Origin of the sequence: Leptospira wolbachii serovar Codice str. CDC (assembly GCF_000332515.2) — a bacterium.
Lineage (GTDB): Bacteria > Spirochaetota > Leptospiria > Leptospirales > Leptospiraceae > Leptospira_A > Leptospira_A wolbachii.
On the sequence record NZ_AOGZ02000014.1, the window covers coordinates 1,018,551 to 1,037,096 of the forward strand.

Annotated in this window: 15 protein-coding genes; 3 read left to right on the forward strand and 12 right to left on the reverse strand. The window is 40.3% G+C overall.

Annotation, left to right across the window (positions count from 1 at the left end):
• Positions 1-2: 2 nt before the first annotated feature.
• Positions 3-227 carry a YgaP-like transmembrane domain gene (locus LEP1GSC195_RS10170; RefSeq protein WP_015681008.1) on the reverse strand — a complete coding sequence of 75 codons (225 nt, stop codon included), beginning with the start codon at positions 225-227 and terminating at the stop codon, positions 3-5.
• 99 nt (positions 228-326) lie between these two features.
• Entirely contained in the window at positions 327-593 is a 267-nt protein-coding gene (locus tag LEP1GSC195_RS10175; protein ID WP_015681013.1) for a metal-sensitive transcriptional regulator, read from the reverse strand.
• A 42-nt stretch (positions 594-635) separates the two neighbouring features.
• Here LEP1GSC195_RS10175 and LEP1GSC195_RS10180 point away from each other — a divergent pair, with 42 nt between their 5' ends.
• Positions 636-1,391 (forward strand): SAM-dependent methyltransferase, encoded by a 756-nt coding sequence (locus LEP1GSC195_RS10180; RefSeq protein ID WP_015681674.1) that lies wholly within the window; start codon positions 636-638, stop codon positions 1,389-1,391.
• 13 nt (positions 1,392-1,404) lie between these two features.
• On the opposite strand, the gene LEP1GSC195_RS10185 is transcribed toward LEP1GSC195_RS10180, so the two are convergent.
• Together LEP1GSC195_RS10185 and LEP1GSC195_RS10190 are read right to left on the reverse strand one after the other, a co-directional pair.
• A complete protein-coding gene (locus LEP1GSC195_RS10185) occupies positions 1,405-2,658 on the reverse strand; it encodes an FAD-dependent oxidoreductase (protein WP_015681158.1) in 1,254 nt (417 codons plus the stop codon).
• Positions 2,655-4,157: a succinate CoA transferase gene (locus LEP1GSC195_RS10190; RefSeq protein ID WP_040507073.1), complete on the reverse strand. Its 1,503-nt coding sequence runs from the start codon at positions 4,155-4,157 to the stop codon at positions 2,655-2,657. Before LEP1GSC195_RS10190 ends, LEP1GSC195_RS10185 begins: the two co-directional genes overlap by 4 nt.
• A gap of 71 nt (positions 4,158-4,228) precedes the next feature.
• On the opposite strand from LEP1GSC195_RS10190, the gene LEP1GSC195_RS10195 reads away from it, so the two are divergent.
• On the forward strand, positions 4,229-4,639 hold the full coding sequence (locus tag LEP1GSC195_RS10195; RefSeq protein WP_015681657.1) for a zinc ribbon domain-containing protein: 411 nt from the start codon (positions 4,229-4,231) through the stop codon (positions 4,637-4,639).
• Positions 4,640-4,649: 10 nt separating this feature from the next.
• Here the strand turns inward: LEP1GSC195_RS10195 and LEP1GSC195_RS10200 are convergent, their stop codons facing one another.
• Positions 4,650-6,533: an ABC transporter ATP-binding protein gene (locus tag LEP1GSC195_RS10200; RefSeq protein ID WP_040506638.1), complete on the reverse strand. Its 1,884-nt coding sequence runs from the start codon at positions 6,531-6,533 to the stop codon at positions 4,650-4,652.
• Positions 6,534-6,535: 2 nt separating this feature from the next.
• On the opposite strand from LEP1GSC195_RS10200, the gene LEP1GSC195_RS10205 reads away from it, so the two are divergent.
• Positions 6,536-7,960, forward strand: coding sequence for an ABC transporter substrate-binding protein (locus LEP1GSC195_RS10205; protein WP_015681346.1), 1,425 nt, complete (start codon positions 6,536-6,538; stop codon positions 7,958-7,960).
• Here LEP1GSC195_RS10205 and LEP1GSC195_RS10210 read toward each other — a convergent pair.
• The 7 genes from LEP1GSC195_RS10210 to LEP1GSC195_RS10240 are packed head-to-tail and all read right to left on the reverse strand — an operon-like array spanning position 7,917 to position 18,510.
• Positions 7,917-10,400 carry a transglycosylase domain-containing protein gene (locus LEP1GSC195_RS10210; RefSeq protein WP_015680761.1) on the reverse strand — a complete coding sequence of 828 codons (2,484 nt, stop codon included), beginning with the start codon at positions 10,398-10,400 and terminating at the stop codon, positions 7,917-7,919. The genes LEP1GSC195_RS10205 and LEP1GSC195_RS10210 overlap by 44 nt on opposite strands.
• Positions 10,397-12,769 carry an endopeptidase La gene (gene lon, locus LEP1GSC195_RS10215; protein ID WP_015680684.1) on the reverse strand — a complete coding sequence of 791 codons (2,373 nt, stop codon included), beginning with the start codon at positions 12,767-12,769 and terminating at the stop codon, positions 10,397-10,399. The genes LEP1GSC195_RS10210 and lon overlap by 4 nt, the downstream gene beginning before the upstream one ends.
• Before the next feature lie 13 nt (positions 12,770-12,782).
• A complete protein-coding gene (gene uvrB, locus LEP1GSC195_RS10220) occupies positions 12,783-14,777 on the reverse strand; it encodes an excinuclease ABC subunit UvrB (protein WP_040506639.1) in 1,995 nt (664 codons plus the stop codon).
• A gap of 6 nt (positions 14,778-14,783) precedes the next feature.
• On the reverse strand, positions 14,784-15,452 hold the full coding sequence (locus LEP1GSC195_RS10225; protein WP_015681125.1) for an ATP-binding protein: 669 nt from the start codon (positions 15,450-15,452) through the stop codon (positions 14,784-14,786).
• 48 nt (positions 15,453-15,500) lie between these two features.
• The gene (locus LEP1GSC195_RS10230; RefSeq protein WP_015681048.1) at positions 15,501-15,968 is read right to left on the reverse strand and encodes a tRNA (cytidine(34)-2'-O)-methyltransferase; all 468 of its coding nucleotides are present in this window, start codon (positions 15,966-15,968) and stop codon (positions 15,501-15,503) included.
• Between the two features lie 8 nt (positions 15,969-15,976).
• On the reverse strand, positions 15,977-17,131 hold the full coding sequence (locus LEP1GSC195_RS10235) for a S1 RNA-binding domain-containing protein (protein ID WP_015682733.1): 1,155 nt from the start codon (positions 17,129-17,131) through the stop codon (positions 15,977-15,979).
• Entirely contained in the window at positions 17,128-18,510 is a 1,383-nt protein-coding gene (locus LEP1GSC195_RS10240; protein ID WP_015682068.1) for a hypothetical protein, read from the reverse strand. Before LEP1GSC195_RS10240 ends, LEP1GSC195_RS10235 begins: the two co-directional genes overlap by 4 nt.
• Positions 18,511-18,546 lie beyond the last annotated feature (36 nt).

The following is an 18,546-nucleotide window of genomic DNA, read 5'->3' on the forward strand; positions in this document are numbered from 1 at the left end:
TCTTAATCCTTAACCTTAGGTTGAAAACCAAGTTTGTTCAAAAGAATTGCCATCGGACAAAAACCTATGGTAGAAAAAACAACCAAGTTCACACCCACAAGCAGGTTCAAAAGATACCCCCAAGGTGAGACAAAGAATCCGAGCGAAACTCCCACCAAACTAAATAGTCCAGCGACGAAATAAACCACTCGTTCCAAATACCAAGTTTTTGTTGAAGCTAAAAACATTACCATACCCCCTATAGTATGCAGATTCTGAATCCACATATACCCTGCGGGGTATATGTGGCAAGCGATTTTATAGATTTTTTTAAAGGAAAAGTGGGATTAAAGAGAGAAGGCAGCAGTAATGGCTTTTTTTACGTCAGTTTCGATGCTTTGGGTGGATTTTTTTTCTTTAAAACATGTGTCCATATATTCGTGAATGTATGCCTCTCCAAATTTTTTCATAGCTTGGTGGGCAGCTTTTAAGAGTAGGATTGCTTTTTCGCAGTCTTTTTCTTCGGTTGTGATCGTATTCTTGATTGCTTCCAGCTGCCCCTGGATTCGATTGATACGGTGGATCAGTTTGGTTTGGTTTTCCGAAAGGCTCATACTACATACCCGGCAGGGTATAAAGAATCCATCAAGTAAAAAATGACCCCCTTCCCCTTTTCTAAATCCCCCGTATCCGTCCTACCCCAATCGCCTCCCTACTATGTTTCCAACTTTGGCTATTGGGATGGAGAAACCTCGTATCAAACTGCGGGACTTCGGTTTGTCTCTGAGTTTGCCAAGGAATGCCAACTGTTTCCCCAGGCAAAGATTTTGGAGGTAGGGTCTGGGCTCGGAGGAAGTTTGGTTTATTGGAAAGAGAAGTTTCATCCAAAACTTCTTTCGGCAATCAATCTTCCTGGCGAACAATCAGATTTCGCAGAACAGTTGTTTGTTTCCACTCAAGTCACGGTCCAACCCTTTTTAAAAGGAAGTTGGGAAATAATGGAATCGTTACCGAATGTAAAGTATGATTATGTATTCTCTTTAGATGCTGCTTATCACTTCCAAAACCTTCCTGCCTTTTATCGAGAAAGTTACCGCGTTTTAAGACCCGGAGGCAGGTTTGTATTTACTCAATTCCAAGTTAGCGATAAAAAGTTTAAAAACTATTGGTGGCTTTATCTGCCCTTCCTCATTCCGAAAGGAAATCTAAAACAAACCGAAGAGACTATTGCCGATTTAGAAACCATTGGTTTCAAATTAGTTCAAAATCTAGATTGGACAAAACCTGTCCTCCAAGGGTTTACCAATGATTCCAAAAACTTACCATCTTCCTTAAGAACATTCGCCAAGGTTTTAAATTGGTTTGTGAATCGGTTGGGACTTACTTACCATTATTACGTTTTTGAAAAGTAAAACCGGTAACCGATTAATGTTGAATCAAATCATCAATACTCTGATTGGTTAACTTTGAGGCAACTAGGAGTCCTGACTTTGCGCCTGCTTCCAAAAGAGGAATCCCATATAAAGAGTAGGAACCGCATAACCAAAGATTACATTCGGGGTTAGAGTGTAATGTTGCAATTCTCCCAATAGCTTTGGCGGTTCTTTCATCCATCACAGGTCTTTCAAACTTTGCCAATTTTAAGGTGTCACTTTCTTTGGGAAGTTTGTGAGGATTCCATGTTTGAAAGATTTTTTTACCTTTTAGCTCTGGGATGATTCTACCCAAGTCCAAAGTCACTTCTGGTTTGTCATAAGTATTTCTAATTTTAAAAACTAACGAAACCGATGGATTCGAAAAATAGGATTCATCCGTATGTAAGACCACGTCACTTGATTCGTAACGGAACTCATTTAGAATTTCTTTTTCTAAATCGAATCCTTCACCTAACAAATCTTTTGCTTGATTTGCTTGTGTCGAAAGGATTACATGTTCAAACTCTTTTTCTTGGTTTGCAAATTGAATGATGGTTTTACCGGCTTTTTTATAAATCTTTTGGATCCCAGCATTCAATTGTAAATTATCTAAACCAGTAGTAAGACGATTCACGATATCTCTTGTTCCAAAACTAGCTGTTTCTTGCGGAGTATAGGAATAACCTCTGGAATGGTATCCGATGATGGTTTCTGCAGGATAAGCCCCCACAGTCTCCGTCTTACAAGTGTTTACGAGGGCAAAGGTTGGGAGCAGAAAATCATAAATAAATTCCCTGGAGTATCCATACTTTATAAGAAAATCTAAAATAGAAATGGAGGGGTTCTCTCGTTTCCAATCTTCTTTTGCATTGGCATAAAACTTTAATAAGTCGGAAAAAATCCTCCGACCTTTCGACGATACAAAAGAATCCATCGTGGGAACACCAAAAGGAATTCCAAACAATTGGTGGGAACGAAATCCAAAAATTGCCTCTTCATTCGATTCTACTCGAAAAGAATAATCAACGGCCCTTGTTTGGATCCCAGCCTTATCATAAATCTGAAAAAGAGTGGGATAGTAGTCACGTTTGATAGTTCTAAATGGAATATCAAATTCCACTTCTACCCCATTTACTATTTGTTTGGCGCCAAAGGCAGCCATCCCTATCTCCGGGTATTTTTCAAATAAAGTTACATCTTTAAATTTCTTTAAAACCCATGCTGCGGTAAGTCCAGTAATTCCAGAGCCGACAATTGCGATCACTTCATACTTCCGGTTTTTAAGAACTGGACATGCCAAGAAAGTGCTTTTTCTAAATCATGGGGAGTATGTTTTCCCTTGGAAACACGAAGAGCATTTTCATAGTATTCCCGGAGTTTGTCTCGATAAATAGGATGAGCACAATTGTTAATGATGAGTTCAGCTCGTTTTTTTGGAGGACATCCCCTTAGATCAGCTAACCCTTGTTCGGTAACAAAAATCATTGTGGAATGTTCATTATGATCTGTATGAGATACCATTGGAACCACTGCAGAAATATTCCCTTCTTTTGCAAGAGAAGGAGTCATAAAAATACACAAATGAGAGTTCCTTGTAAAGTCACCCGAACCACCGATTCCATTCATCATGGAAGTTCCCATCACATGTGTAGAATTTACGTTTCCATAAATATCCACTTCGATAGCGGTATTCATAGCAATAAGTCCCATACGCCTGATGACTTCTGGATGGTTTGAAATCTCTTGTGGACGAATGACAAACTTCGATTTCCATTCGCTAATGTTCTCATGAAAACGTTTCAGTCCCTTTTCAGAAAATGTTAAAGCGGATGTAGATGCAATCTCTAGTTTTCCGGCGTCAATCAAATCAAATACAGAGTCTTGGACCACTTCGGTATACATTTGAATGGAATGGAAGTTTGGATCTTTGGCCATACTCGCAAGCACGGCATTAGCAATATTCCCAACTCCATTTTGAAACGGGAGGTACTCTTTTGGAATCCTGCCCATTTTGATTTCATGTTGGATAAAAGACAATACATGGGCTGCAATGTTTTGGCAGTCTTCATCAGGAGTTTTGAAAACAGTGGCTGCATCAGGTCTATTCGAACGCACGATTCCTTTGATTTTATCAGGAGGAACTTGGATATAAGGAAGGCCTATTCTGTCGCCTGGCGTGAGAATATTGATCGGTAGTCCCTTTTCATGATGATTCGGAAGATAAATGTCGTGATAGCCTTTTAACTCCAAAGGATGGGTATCGGTTAACTCAGTATAGACGGAATCCGCATTTTGAATGTAAGTGGCACTCATTCCAGAAGAAGTGGAAAGATAGATTTTACCATCGGTGGTAACGTCAATGGCTTCCACAATGGCAGCATCAATTTTTGGTAATATTCCGTGTTCGATGTATTTCACAACATGCGATAAATGCATATCGATGAAATCCGTTTCTCCTTGGTTGATCAGGTTACGAAGGTGGGAGTTTGATTGGTACGGAATTCTTAGTTTAAGAGCGCCCGTTTTTGCCAAAGCTCCATCCAATTCTTCGCCTGTAGAGGCGCCGGCATACAGATTGATTGAGAATTCTTTTCCCAACTTTTTTTCATCTTCGATTCGTTTGGCAAATGCAACAGGAATGAGTTTTGGGTAGCCAGCAGGTGTAAATCCAGAACATCCTAGAGTCACATGTCTAGGCAATAATGCTGCCACTTCTTCTGCTGTTTTAATTTTTTGTTCAATTAATGAGTTGGTAACGGCCATAAGTGTAAATTCTCTTCTTTGACCAAAGATAAAGAGATTGCCTAAAAATAAAAAGTCCAAATTCTGAACGTATGGATTTTCTCTTATATCTGTATTGCCTGCTCTTTGGAATCATTCTGATCGCTCCTTTTGTCTTATTTTATTACCGATTTCGACTGGATGAATCCCCTTTTGGAAAGGAAGAAGGCGCTTACCTTAAACCCATTACTGAAAAGAAAAGTAACCTCCTCGATTCACTCAAAGACATCCGATCTGATTTTGATTCAGGAAAATTAACAGAAGAAGAATTCCAAACCCAATCTCTTCCTTACATAGAAGCTTTGGATTCCGTTGAAGCAGAACTAAAAGAAAAGAAAGCCAACATTGCGATTCTTCCTTCTCCAAAAATTAACGAAAACTGGACCTGTGCCAACTGTGGTTCGTTTGTTGCTGTTCCTAATGCAAAGTTCTGCCCCAATTGTGGAACAGGTCGCCTAGCTTAAATATTCTTTTTTAAGTAGAACTAGAAAACTGCATATCATACAAACGTTTGTATTTGGAATTTTGATTTTTTAATAAATCTGTGTGACTTCCACTTTCAACGATTTCGCCATTTTCTAAATAATAAATTGTATCAGCAATTTTTACTGTGGATAAACGGTGAGCAATGATGATTACAGTTTTGTTTTCATACAACCGAACAAACGCTTGTTGGATGAGCCGTTCGGACTCTGTATCCAAAGCAGATGTGGCTTCATCCAAAATCAATACTTCTGGATTGGCGAGCAGTGTCCGAGCAATGGAGATTCTTTGCCTTTGCCCGCCGGACAACATGACTCCACGTTCACCAACGATGGTATCATAACCTTCCTCAAAAGCTTCAATGAATTCGGATGCAAAGGCATCTTCAGCAGCACGGCGAATTTCTTCTTCGGAGGCATCGGGTTTCCCAAAAGCAATGTTTTCTCGAACAGAGCCATTAAATAGAAAAATATTTTGAGAAACAACACCGATTCTTTTTCGCAAGTTGTCCAAACTCAAATCTTTTGCATTCACATCATCCCAAAAAATCCCACCTTCGCTGGGGTCAATCAGTCTTGGCAAAAGATCAACTAACGTAGATTTGCCTGCCCCAGAAGATCCAACGATGGCGATAGTTCCACCGCGAGGTAATGTCAGATTGATATTTTTAAGTGCATAAATATCTGTATTAGGATATAAGTAAGATACACCTTTGTATTCAATTGCTTTTGATAATTGGCCAAGTGGGTTCGGGACTTTTGGTTCCTTAATATCCACATCTCTACCTAAAATTTCAAATACACGATCGCTTGCAATCACAGAGGCTTGGATTAGGTTCACAAGAATACTCATCTGCTTTAAGGGACGCATAAGAAAAATTAAGGTAAGAAAAAAAGCAATGAACATCCCTTTAGAAAAGCTAGCATCTTCTAATAAATAAGCCCCTATCCCTAAAAAAACCATAGTCACAACGGAACCAGATAACTCGGTTAAGGCGGGACCTATTTGGTGATAAAAATGTGTTTTGAATGTTTTATCTGAGAGGTTTTGATTTACTTTAAAAAAACGATCAGCTTCTTTGTCTTCCATCGAAAAAGCACGTATAACCCGAATTCCAGAAATCACTTCCTGAAGGTCTCCATTCAATTCCGACAATTGTTCTTGTTGGTTTTTGGTGGTTCGCCTGATTCGATCGGCAAATGTACTCACAGGCCCCACAATCAATGGAATCACAATAAATAATAAAAAGAATAATTTCCAGCTTAACACGAGTAAAATGATCAAATGTGTAACAATATAAAAGAAATCATTAATGGCATCTTTTAGATCATTCGAGACAACTTTTCCCATAATATCGACATCGTTAATGACACGACTCATAAGAACGCCTGTCTTTTCACGATAGAACTCGTTTAACGGTAACACTTGGAGTTTTTTATATAGGGCTTGCCTAAGATCACTGACAGCAAGTAGACCTGCCGAGTTCACAAAATACACAGTACCTGCCAGGCAGATGAGTTTTAAAAAGTAGATAGGAAGGATGATGAGACAAAACAGATACACCAAATCATCGGGTTTTTTATCTGCTAGTTCCTCGTTTGTATTTTGTTTGAGGTTAGCAAATTGCCATTCCCAATAAGTCAGTCCTTGTAGGTGGTCAGGTTTTTTGTGTTCGGTAAGAAGTGTTTGGTCTTTTTTTGTCAGAGCAATTTGGAACTTGTAATTTTCACCAGTCCCCAAAGAATCAAAGATAGGAATGAGAGACGTGAGGGATGCCCCATTGAAAATGGAAACAAATATAGACAAGAAAACACCGAGGCTAAGTCTGTATTTGTATTTTGCCAAGTATGGCCAGAGTTTTCGGTAAATCTTCACGTATGAGAACCTTATCCCTTATTTTCTTTCTCTTGTCCCTCACTTTTTGCCGGAAGGAAAGTCCCGATTTTGACTTAAAAATGGCCCTTCCCTCGGATCCTGCCCATTTGGATCCCCTCTACATTACTGATTTGTCTGGCCAGAAATTGGCTAAATTTCTTCACCAAGGTCTCTTTATTTCAAATGGACAAGGGTTCCATTCTCCTTGGATCCTCTCTTACAAAAAAATCCCCCATCCGAAAAACGAACTTTGGCGGTTCCAGCTGGATTCCTCGGCCCCGTCGGTTCATGATATAGAATATAGTTTATCCCGTTTGCTCTTAGAGACTTATCCCAGAAAGGGAGATTACCAGTTTTTACTTGGAGTTCGGTCCCTATCCGAAACTCAATTAGAATTAGAATTCAAACAAGGCACGAGGGAAACGGAATGGAAAGAGAAACTCAGTTTACCTTTTGCATCCATCATCGGAAAAGAAGAATGGAAACAGAATGTCTTAAAGCCTTATGGAAAGTACAGTCTAGTCTCTTGGAAAAAAAATGAATACATCGACTTGAACTTCCAGAGGGAAGCAGATCCAAATTATCCAAAAAAAATTCGGTTTCTCATTTTACCTCAATCTTCGACCTCTTTATTTTTATACCGCAAACACCAGTTAGATGCTTTTAAGTTAACAGACTTCCTTCTTTCTCTGCCGGAAGCAAATTCAGAATTCACCCTCACTAAAAAAGGAAGGTCGGTTCAATATGTGGCAATCAACCAAAACAATCCTTGTTTCGACAAACACTTTCGAAATGCACTCAACCTATCGATCCCGCGTGATTTGATCATTCGTAAATTACTAGAAAATCATGCAGACCTTACCTACGGACCTATTCCTTTGAACTATATGGAAAAAATGACAAAAGGAAAAAATGGGGATGGGAAATTATACAATAAAGAATTAGCGATAGAAGAATTGAAACATTCTACTTGTTACCCGAAAATCTTAATCACAAGTTTAGAATTTCGGATGCGAGGTGATGATGAAAACCAAACCAAGGGACGAGCCATCAAACAAGCATTAGAAGAAATTGGACTTACTATTAAACTTCGGCCAATGGAAAAAGCTCCTTTATATAAAGAGAACGGAGAAGGAAAAGGAGATCTTACACTTCTCACTTGGTATTCTGATTTTGATTCTGTTTGGAATTTTTTAGACCCACTCTTTCATCCAGAGAAAGTCGGCAACGGGGGAAATCGTTCTTTCTATAGAAACACTGAGGTGGGAAAAATTTTAAATAAACCTTTTAAAAACGATCAAGATGCCCTTCAAGTCATTGAAAAAGTCAGAGAAGATAAACCCTGGATTTTTCTTTGGTCCATCCAGGAGAATTATTTAGTCTCTAAGGATTTTCTTCGTTATAACGCGCTCGCCGATTTTCTATAAGTGGTGGTTCCAATTCCACTGAGTCTACGGCTGTTGGTTGGATCCGACTACCTTGTGCATCATAAGTGGAAATTTCAGAATCATCATCGATGAGTTCCGGTTTAGGCATTGTATTTTGAATGGGAGGTTCTTGTTTCACAAAGCCAGCACGTTTGGGTGGTAAGTCACCTATATAATAATACTGAGCGTAAAGTGGCACCTTACAAACGTAATCTGGCGTAGTTTCAATAATGGTTCCATCGTCTGCACAAACATCCACCTTTACAAAATCTCCCACAAAATTAGAAATCAACTGATTCCCCATTCCCAATTTTGATTTTACATTCTGTGTATATCTGTACCAAATCCCACCAGAAACACCGGATCCCGAACCGGGGAAGGGAGCTCCTTCGTCATGACCTACCCAAACTACTGTTACGTTTCTTGGAGTAAGTCCTGCAAACCAGACATCACGCACACCCTTCAGGCCTTTCCATCTTGATGCTTTTAATTTCGGTGATTGAACCGTTCCTGTTTTTCCAGCATACAAAAATGGTTCTCCTTCCTTCTTCTTTAGAGTCATGGTTCCTTCTTCTGTAAGAACAGACTGCAAAGTATTGATCGCCATAGCACAAGCCACTGGATCTAATATTTGTTCGGCGGCCTCATTGGCAACAGTGCTATAAAATTCGTTCCCGTCTAAATCGGTTACTTTTATAATCTTTCTTGGTGTCACTCGCCTTCCCCCATTCATAAGGGTAGCATAAATGACGGAAAGTTCCATTGGGCTTAGTTCCCCAGAACCAAGAGCTAAAGATAAATTTCTTTGGAACCGGATCTCCGCTTCTTCTTCGGGAATGGAAAGGATAGCACTTAACTTTTGGATAAAGAACGAAATTCCAATTTCATGTAATAACTTTACAGAAACGGTATTTACTGACTGGGCAAGAGCTTGCCTAACAGTGATATCACCTTTATATCCCTTATACCAATTTTTTGGTGAATAACCAGAAATGTCTAATTTTTCATCTTTGATTTTGGAAGAAGGATTTACGATTCGCTTTTCAAAGGCAAGAGCATAAACAAGAGCTTTGATCGTGGATCCGGGTTGGCGTCTGGCATCTTCTGCACGATTGAATCGAAATACATTGGATATTTTATATCCACCCACCATGGCCTCAATATCACCTGTTTCAGGATCAAGTGAAATCATAGACCCACTAAGTTGTGGCAAAATGGCTCGAGTGACCTCTGCTAAATCCGCCTTACCTTTGTTTTGGTATTCGGCTTCTTGTTTAGTCAAATCGGCTCTGACAGAATCCACTCCAACACGTAACGCCTCTTCGGCGAGCCTTTGTTTTTCTAAATCCAAAGTAGTGTAAACGAGCAAACCCCTCTCTTCTAAGTCTTCGTTAGAAAATCGTTCTAAAATGAATCTTCGAATTTCCGAATTAAAATCAGGAGCTAAGTTGACCCGGAAATCCTTATCTGCCCCATATTTTCCAATTTCGCTAGAGTATTTGGGATTTCCTTCTTCATCTTTGGATTCTTTCACTTTATAAATGGTTCGGAATTTTTTTAAGTTCAGTTCGATCGAGTCAGAAAACTTATGTGGAATTTCCTTTTGGGAGGGATGTAGCTCCGGATTTCTTGCCATGTCATATAACACGCGTTTTTGTCTAGAAAGAGAAATTCCTAAATTACGAACTGGGTTGTACACACTAGGTGCCGGAATGATTCCTACAAGAAGGGCAGCTTCCTCTGGGCTAAGTTCCGAGGCGGGTTTACGAAAATAATATCTTGCGGCCTCTTCTACACCGGTATTGCCTTCACCTAAAAAAATTTGGTTTAAATACATAGCCAAAATTTCTTCTTTCGAATATTGGCTTTCTATATAAAAAGTACAATAGAGTTCTGTTAGTTTGTTAAATAAATTACGTTTTCCTAAATTCAAAGTGAGTTTGGCTAACTGCTGTGAGATGGTAGATCCACCTTGCGACAAACGAAATTGTATTAAATTAGTCACAACCGCCCGACCAATAGCAGTATAATTCAATCCGGAATGAGCAAAAAACTCACGATCTTCAGAAGATAATACTGCCCAAACGATCACATTATGTTTAGCTAAATTGTCTGTACGGATGGGCCGAAAGTTTCGGCGATAGAACTCTCCCATCACCTTTCCACTGCGATCTAAGATTTTTACAGACTTCGGTTGGAAACTGTCATAAAAATTGGAGACTTCGGATCGGTATTTTTCGAGTGATTTATGGACACGAGCTTCCTCACCCGACCAAACCACATAGGCCCCACCCAAAAAGAAAAACGACAAGAAGATTCCAAGAAAAATTCCAAGTGTTAAAAATCGCACACGGCGGATCCAAAAAAAACGCAAAAGATCCGTTAGGTGACCGTACAACACTTCCAGAATGAGGACAAAGGAATTGGTTTGTTGATTCATTTCTTTTTACCTTTGGATTTTGGAAAAACAAGATTTTCCACTTCTTCAAAACGAGTGACTGGATAAAATGTGACCCCACGTTTTACATAGTCAGGAATTTCTTGGAATGCCTTTTCATTGTCTTTAGGGAAAATGATTTTTTTCACCCCAACTCGTTTCGCAGCTACAATTTTTTCTCGAAGTCCCCCAATGGCAAGGACTTCACCAGTTAACGTAAGTTCACCGGTCATACCAAAACCTGGAGCAATCACTTGATTGGTTACAAGAGACAAAATAGCCGTAGCCATCGTAATTCCCGCACTTGGACCATCCTTGGGAGTCGCACCGTCGGGAACATGTAAGTGGATGGCTTTCTTTTCAAATAAAACATCATTGTTTATATAATTTTTTACAAAGGAGAGGGCAATGTTCGCGGACTCTTCCATCATCTTTCCCATTTGTCCCGTAAGAGTAAGCCCACCTTTTCCTGGAATGAGCACAGCTTCGATAAGGAGAGTGGATCCTCCCGCATTGGTCCAAGCAAGACCAAGTGCTGTACCTGGAACTTTAGGAATAGTCATTCGATCATCGACAAACGGAGGTGGACCTAAATATTCCACCAAATCCTTTTCTCTGATTTCTTTGGAATATTTTTCCTTTAACACTTGTTTTAAGGCAATCTTTCTGACTAGTTTATCAAACGTTTTTTCTAGTCCACGTAACCCCGACTCCCTTGAATACGAATTGATGAGAATGGTTACTGTTTCTTTTTTCATAGAAAAGGAATTAGGATTTAATCCATTTTTTTCAAAAATCTTTTTCCAAAGATATTTTTGAAAGATCTGCACTTTTTCTTCTGTGATGTATCCAGAAAGTTGAATCACTTCCATACGATCCAATAACACACGAGGGATCGGCTCAAACGTGTTAGCTGTTGCAATGAACAAAACATCAGACAAATCAAAAGGTAAATCTAGGTAGTGGTCTCTAAAATTGGAATTCTGTTCGGGATCTAAAACTTCGAGCAGTGCTGCTTGCGGGTCCCCTTGGTATCCTTGCGACATTTTATCAATTTCATCCAATAAAATCACTGTGTCTCGTTCTTTAGTGATCTTCAAGGCACTGATGAGTTTTCCAGGCATAGCACCGATGTAGGTTCGTCTATGGCCTTTGATTTCTGCTTCATCCCTCACTCCACCAACGGAGAACCGGTAGAACTTTCTCCCCAATGCTTCTGCCACAGATTTTGCAATCGAAGTTTTACCCACACCCGGCGGTCCCACCAAACAAAGGATTGAGCCTTTACTTTTTGGATTCAGTTTATGAACTGCTAAAAATTCTAAAATCCTTTCCTTTACATCTTCTAGTTTGTGATGGTCCCGGTTGAGTATTTTTTTGGCATGAAGAAGATTGACATCTTTCTCTTCTGGTTTTTCCCAAGGAAGTGCATCGACCAAATCTAAATAATTTCGAATGACATTGTAATCGCTGGAAATTGGATCCGAGTTTTTAAATTTATCAATCTCCCTTTCTACTTCCACGATGATTTCATCACTCACAGGAACCGCTTTCAATCGTTCCAAAAGTTTTTCGTATTTGAGTTCTGTTTTATCTTCACCAACACCTAACTCTTGCTGAATGGCCTTCAATTGTTCACGTAGAAAAAATTGGCGTTGTTGGTTATCAATTTTATCGTTGATTTGCTCTTGGATCTTCTTTTGGAGAACCACTAACTCAATTTCTTTTTTAAGAAACAATAATACCTTTTCTAAACGATCATTGATTTGGACCGCTTCAATGACAGACTGGTATTCCTCTTTTTCTAAGTTCAGAATAGAACAAACAAAATCAGCCATTTTCGCTGGTTCATTCACATTCATCATTGTGAGTTTCATATCTTCTGTGAACAGAGGATTGTTTTGCGCGAGTTCCTTAGTTAAAATCAGTAAGGTTCTCATAAGAGCTTTAATATTATTTTTACTGGTACCTAGTTCCTCTTCCGGATACCTTACATTGGCTACAAGAACAGGCTCTTTTGTGTGAATGGAATGAATTTTGAATCTTTGGATGGTGTTTACCAAAATATTCATCCCACCATCGGGCAAATTGATTCGTTTTAAAATACGAGCAACGACTCCGATTTGAAATATATTGTCTTCTGAGGGAAGGTCGGACTCATCTTCTTTTAAAAGGATAAGACCTAAAAATCCTGCTCCCTTTGATGACTCTTCAATGGATTGAATGAACCGACCCGGGGGAACGATTAAGGGAGTGATGATTCCCGGGAATACAGGCCGCACCTTAATCGGGAGAAGGAAAATTTGTTTCGGGAGAGAATCTTCCAATCTCGCCAATTTTGTTGGGTTTTCCCAAAATTCATTTGTTTCCAATCCGTATCCTACCTTATGATTCTATTTTATCGGGCCCGAGTGCTAACATTTTATCGCGAAACATAGCAGCTTTTTCAAAATCCAAATCTGATGCGAAACGTAACATTTCTCGTTTTAATGCATCACGTAACTTGTCTTTGGTTTTGTATTTCTTCAAGGTAAATTCTTTTTCCATTTCCTTGAGAGCTTCTTCCTTACTATCTTCTTCCGCCATCTCTCGTGGTAAAATATCATGAATTTCTTTAATGATACTTTGCGGAGTGATCCCCATCTTCGTGTTGTGAGCTTCCTGGATTAGACGGCGGCGTTCGGTTTCGCTGATTGCTTTTTTAATCGAATCCGTCATTCGATCTGCATACAAAATGGCCTTACCATTTACATTCCTTGCGGCACGTCCAATGGTCTGAACAAGAGATTTATAATTTCGAAGGAAACCTTCTTTGTCCGCATCCAAAATGGCAACGAGCGAGACCTCTGGAATATCTAGTCCTTCCCGAAGTAAATTGATCCCCACAATACAATCATAAACTCCCTTTCGTAAGTCTCTGATGATTTCCGTTCTCTCTATGGTATCTATTTCGGAATGGAGGTAGGCGATCTTCAATCCCACTTCTTTATAATAATCGGTTAAGTCTTCTGACATCTTTTTTGTCAGAGTGGTGATTAGAATTCTTTCCTTTTGTTCAATTCGAAGTCTGATTTCGTTTAACAAATCTTCAATTTGGTTTGTGGTGGGACGAACCTCCACCACCGGATCCAGAAGTCCCGTAGGGCGAATGATTTGTTCAATCACCGCCTCACTTTTGTTAATTTCGTTTTGGTCAGGTGTTGCCGAAACATACAAAGTCATTGGCGTGAGCGTTTCGAATTCTTGAAAATTCAAAGGCCTGTTGTCAAGGGCACTGGGAAGTCTAAATCCAAAATCAACTAACGTTAGTTTTCTGGATCTATCCCCGGCATACATACCACCAATTTGCGGTAATGTTACGTGAGATTCGTCAATAATGAGTAAAAAATCCATGTTGGGAAAATAATCGAGTAAACAAGCGGGCCTTTCGCCTTCCTCTCTTCCCGTTAGGTGGCGGGAATAATTTTCAATCCCGCTACAGTACCCAAGTTCCACAAGCATTTCCATATCGTAATTGGTTCTGGATTCAATGCGTTCTGCTTCTAAATGTTTCCCTTGTTTGAGAAATTTTTCCTTCTGCTCTGCCATCTCACTCTTAATTTTTTCGATGGCGTCTTTGATTTTAGGACCAGAGGTGATAAAGTGTTTTGCAGGATAAACAACCACCCGATCAAGTTTGGTTTTTACCTTTCCTGTGAGTGGATCAATTTTGGATAGTCCATCAATTTCATCGCCAAAAAGTTCAATTCGGATTCCTTCCTCTTGGTAAGAAGGCATAATCTCAATCGTATCCCCACGAACCCGGAAATTTCCCCGACTAAAATCGATATCATTACGAGCATATTGGATATGTAAAAACTTTCGGATGATTTGGTCTCGATCGATTTTATCCCCGACATGCAACATCACTACAGAGTTCATATAGTCTTCGGGAGATCCCAAACCATAAATACAGGAAACAGAACTCACAATGATCACATCGTCGCGTTCGAGTAAACTCGATGTGGCACGTAACCTAAGTTTATCGATTTCTTCATTCATTGACATATCTTTTTCAATGAATGTATCGGATGAGGGAACGTAAGCTTCTGGTTGGTAATAGTCGTAATACGAAACAAAGTATTCAACGGCATTTTCTGGGAAAAAATCTTTAAACTCTCGAAAGAGCTGAGCTGCGAGTGTTTTGTTATGCGATAAAATGAGCGTTGGTTTTTTAACTCGAGTGATGACCTCGGCCATGGTAAAGGTTTTTCCAGAACCCGTGACACCAACTAAAGTAATTTTATTTTTACCCTCGCCGAAGGACTTCGCAATATTTTCGATTGCTTCGACCTGGTCTCCGGCAGCCTTAAAAGGAGAAACCATTTTGAAATTTGCCATAGGGACCTATGTTAGTTTACGAGTTGCTTTCAGTATAGCTTGTTTTCGATTGTCGCTGATCTCTAGATCCACAGAATCGAAAAGTTTTTGCATGACCATCATACCACGCATGAGTGTTGCTGTGGAAGAAAACTTACCTCTCTGAATATCATCTTCTAGATTAAAGTCTTTTACTGTATTGATCATTTCTATGGTAAAGGTTTTGTGTTTGTCGATTTGGAAAATGACTTCCACACCACCACCGTCACCATACTTGGCTGCATTCTCCACTGCTTCTACAGTGGCAATACAAAGGTCCATTCGCAATTCTCCTGCTATCCCATTCCGTTTCAGAAAATAATCAAGCCTGGCTCTGACATACTGCATGGGGTTGTAAGGAAGTGCACCGAGAATTACAAACTGTTCGTTTGTTCCCATCTTACGAATGATAGGAGAAGTATCGGGAAGTAAGTACTCACGCGGATCGATTGGGTTTGTAATGATGATTCCGTCTTTGATTAAATCTTCAAGGAGAGAAGTGATCCCTTCCAAAGTGGTATTGGGATGGTCCTTAAATTTCCTTTGGGTTTCCATAAACACCCAAGAGTAAAAATCGTTCACATTCCCCGAGAGGCCATTGGAGAACAAAGTTTTCACTTCTTTCTCTAACTCAGTTCTGGAGAGAGGGAACGGCATATATTCCCATTTCAATGGGAACGGACGAGTTGTAAATTGTTTTATCCTTTAGGGATTAGTCCGTGTTTTCTCTTGGCGCAGTGCTTCATAAAGTACTATGGCCACAGCGTTGGAAAGATTGATGGAACGACTCACCTCTGCCATAGGTAAGGAAATAATATGTTCGGGAGGGCAAGACTTGTGAATTTCTTCCGGTAGGCCCGAGGTTTCCCGCCCAAATAAGAAGACATCGGTTGTCTGAAAGTCCACATCCCAGTACACTTTGGTCCCAAATTTGGAAACCAGAAAAATTCGGCTCCCTTCGGCTTCTTTTTGGGATCGAAATTCTTCGAAGTCCGCAAACCGCCGAAGATCCAAATCCTTCCAATAGTCAAGACCCGCACGCCGGACCGCCTTTTCCGAAAGGTCAAAAGACGGCTCCCCCACAATAGAAAGGGGGACTCCGACATTCACACAAAGCCTAGCAATATTACCCGTGTTAGGCGGGATTTCTGGTCTAAAAAGTGCGATTTCCAAATCGTGAATTACTTTTTATTCTTTTTTTCCAAAGATTTTTGAAGTGCCAGTCCAAAACTAGAGACGGATCCAGAAGTTTCTTCCTTGGACATATACTCTTGGTATTCCATTCGATCTTTCGCTTCGGATGCTTTGGATATCGACACAGCAATTTGTCTTTTTTCTGGATTGATCTCCATGACAAAAACTTCCAACTTCTGGCCCGGGTTAAATACCGTATTTAAAGGAGTGCGCGAAGGAACTCCCGTTTCTTTATTCGGAACAAGGCCCGAAAAATCATCACCTAACCGAACAAAGAGACCAAACGGTTTGATAGACTCTAAAGTTCCAGTGACAATGTCAGATTCTTTAAAAGGAAGTTTTCCAGACCATGGGTCTGACAAAAAATCTTTTACACTGAGTGAGATTTTGTTTGTGGACCAATCCAAAGTGAGGATTTTTGCACGAAGGGTTTCACCCACTCTAAATTCTGTTGTGAGATCAGCATTTTTTTTGTAAGTTGCTTCCGACTGCGGAACCAAGGCATCAAATCCGTCCATGTCGACAATGAGCCCAAATTTATGAATGCTTTTGACAGTACAGGAAACAAAGATTCCCACTTTCAACTCTTCACGTAACAGTTGTTTTTTGGTTTCTCTTTCTTTATCAGCAATTTTTTTCTGAGATAAAACAATTTTATTTTGTTTTTTGCCAATTTCCGAAATCACAAATCTGATTCGTTTTCCAGCGATGTTTGTTCCTTTTAGAGAACCATCCAATTGGCTAAAGGGAACAAACGCTGCGTGACTACCCAGTTTGACATCCCAACCGCCGTTTGCTTCTACAAGCATTTGACCGAGGACAGGAATTTCATACTGTGCCGCCAGCTCTATATGTTCTTCTGTTAGGTTGTCTCCAGAAAGACAGGTAGTAAAATAAAAATCTCCCGAGTTTTCTTTTAAAAAATAAACAACAAGAGTATCACCAACCTTCGGCAATACTTCTTCTCTCCATTCTTCAATAGGGATATTTCCAGTGATTTTATTTTCTACTGTGCGAATGAATACGTAATCATTCTTAACAGCTGTTACCTTGGCTTCATGGCGGGAACCAGGTTCGATGGATTGTCTTTTTTTAAAACTTTCTTCTAATAAACGTTCAAATTCTGAGGATGGGCCTTTCATTTTGCGGTTCCTTCCTTGGTGGGTTTGGGGGTATAGACCAATTTTCCTCCTAATACCATGGATTCAATTGGAAATATTCCGGAAGCGCGTTTCAAAGGATTTTCGTCATGTACGGAAAAATGGGCGGGACCACCGATTCGGATCTTTCCCTCATGGTCGGCCCCCATAAAGGAACAAGTCCTTAGGGTCAAAGTTTGGATAATATCTCGGCGTATTTGCGGTAAGGTCTCTGGGTCCGCATTTGTGGAAAGTAGCTCCAAGGAAAAGGAACCAAAAAGCGAGGCCCAAAACCCCGTTCTGCCAGAAGGAGAGTCTGCCTTCCTTGCCCTTGGTTTTGCCAAAAGGGTTTCCCAAAGCTGCACTTCCACAATGGCCGCCTGCCCTGGAAAAAGTCCCCAGTGCCCAGACCCACTGGCAAAAAGGAGATTCTTTCTAGCCTCGGCTTCCGATTGGAAGGTGGACTTGTACTGCGAAAAAGAGCCTCCCGAAAGGCTCCCCCCCTCTTCTCCACCTTCCGACTCCAGAGATAAAGAATCCTTCCAACGGGAGCCAAAGACGGAATGGAGGCGAGACCAGATTTGGATTTGTTCTTTCCAAAGTTCTGGTTTTGTCTTTAGGTCCTGGAGATACAAAATCGATAACATGGGGGCCCAACGAAAGTCTCGTTTTTGGGCTCGGTAGAGGTTTGTTCCTTCGGGCATAGGATGAAAAATCACTGGAAAACCGGTATCCAAAGCATCTTCCCAACTGGTTTTGTCGGCAAAGGTATAAGCAACAGGAAGATAACCCTTTTCCTCTCCTTCTCTCCGTTTGGCAAAAAGTTCTGTTTGAGAAAACCCTCGGTTTTCCACTTCTTTTAAGAAAATGGGAAGGTGGCGATTTCGTTTGGAGTCGGGTGTGAGGCTAAGCCCCGAAGCATAAAGCACCTCTTTTCCCGAAGCGAGTTCCGAATACAAAGCAGGTTTTTGGGATTGGGTGAGGATGGGGGCAAGCCACTTCGATTTTAAAATTTCATTTTGTAAGTGTGTAAGATTCGGATCCCCCACTGATTCAATGTGGCTAAATCCCGCTGCTAAATACCCGGAAAGATAAGTAGGAATTTCCTCGCGACTTGTCTTCCCCCCGCGTGCATTGGATCCCAAAGTGACAGAAGCATCACAAAATCCAGGCAATAAGTACTTAGGATGTACAGTTGGTGTTCCTTCTTTTAAGGAAATGATTTTCCCTTGCACCACCTCTAAATCGACAAATCCGCCAAAATTGGCTTTTTCACTCTCCCAGATCCGAACCGATTTCATTTTCAAATTTTGAGACAAAAGGTTGGAGGGGGCAAAAGCCGATAAAAATAAGGAGAGGAATAGAAGCCTGCGGTTTTTCATACTAGCGGTCTTAGTTACCTTGACAGTAAGGACTAG

Excerpts from the sequence above, each read along its gene's own strand:
- LEP1GSC195_RS10210 (WP_015680761.1), bottom strand. The coding sequence starts at position 10,400 with ATGAATCAACAAACCAATTCCTTTGTCCTCATTCTGGAAGTGTTGTAC.
- LEP1GSC195_RS10180 (WP_015681674.1), top strand. The coding sequence starts at position 636 with ATGACCCCCTTCCCCTTTTCTAAATCCCCCGTATCCGTCCTACCCCAA.
- LEP1GSC195_RS10240 (WP_015682068.1), bottom strand. The coding sequence starts at position 18,510 with ATGAAAAACCGCAGGCTTCTATTCCTCTCCTTATTTTTATCGGCTTTT.
- uvrB (WP_040506639.1), bottom strand. The coding sequence starts at position 14,777 with ATGGCAAATTTCAAAATGGTTTCTCCTTTTAAGGCTGCCGGAGACCAG.
- LEP1GSC195_RS10195 (WP_015681657.1), top strand. The coding sequence starts at position 4,229 with ATGGATTTTCTCTTATATCTGTATTGCCTGCTCTTTGGAATCATTCTG.
- LEP1GSC195_RS10175 (WP_015681013.1), bottom strand. The coding sequence starts at position 593 with ATGAGCCTTTCGGAAAACCAAACCAAACTGATCCACCGTATCAATCGA.
- LEP1GSC195_RS10205 (WP_015681346.1), top strand. The coding sequence starts at position 6,536 with ATGAGAACCTTATCCCTTATTTTCTTTCTCTTGTCCCTCACTTTTTGC.
- LEP1GSC195_RS10235 (WP_015682733.1), bottom strand. The coding sequence starts at position 17,131 with ATGAAAGGCCCATCCTCAGAATTTGAACGTTTATTAGAAGAAAGTTTT.
- LEP1GSC195_RS10225 (WP_015681125.1), bottom strand. The coding sequence starts at position 15,452 with ATGCCGTTCCCTCTCTCCAGAACTGAGTTAGAGAAAGAAGTGAAAACT.
- LEP1GSC195_RS10170 (WP_015681008.1), bottom strand. The coding sequence starts at position 227 with ATGTTTTTAGCTTCAACAAAAACTTGGTATTTGGAACGAGTGGTTTAT.
- LEP1GSC195_RS10190 (WP_040507073.1), bottom strand. The coding sequence starts at position 4,157 with ATGGCCGTTACCAACTCATTAATTGAACAAAAAATTAAAACAGCAGAA.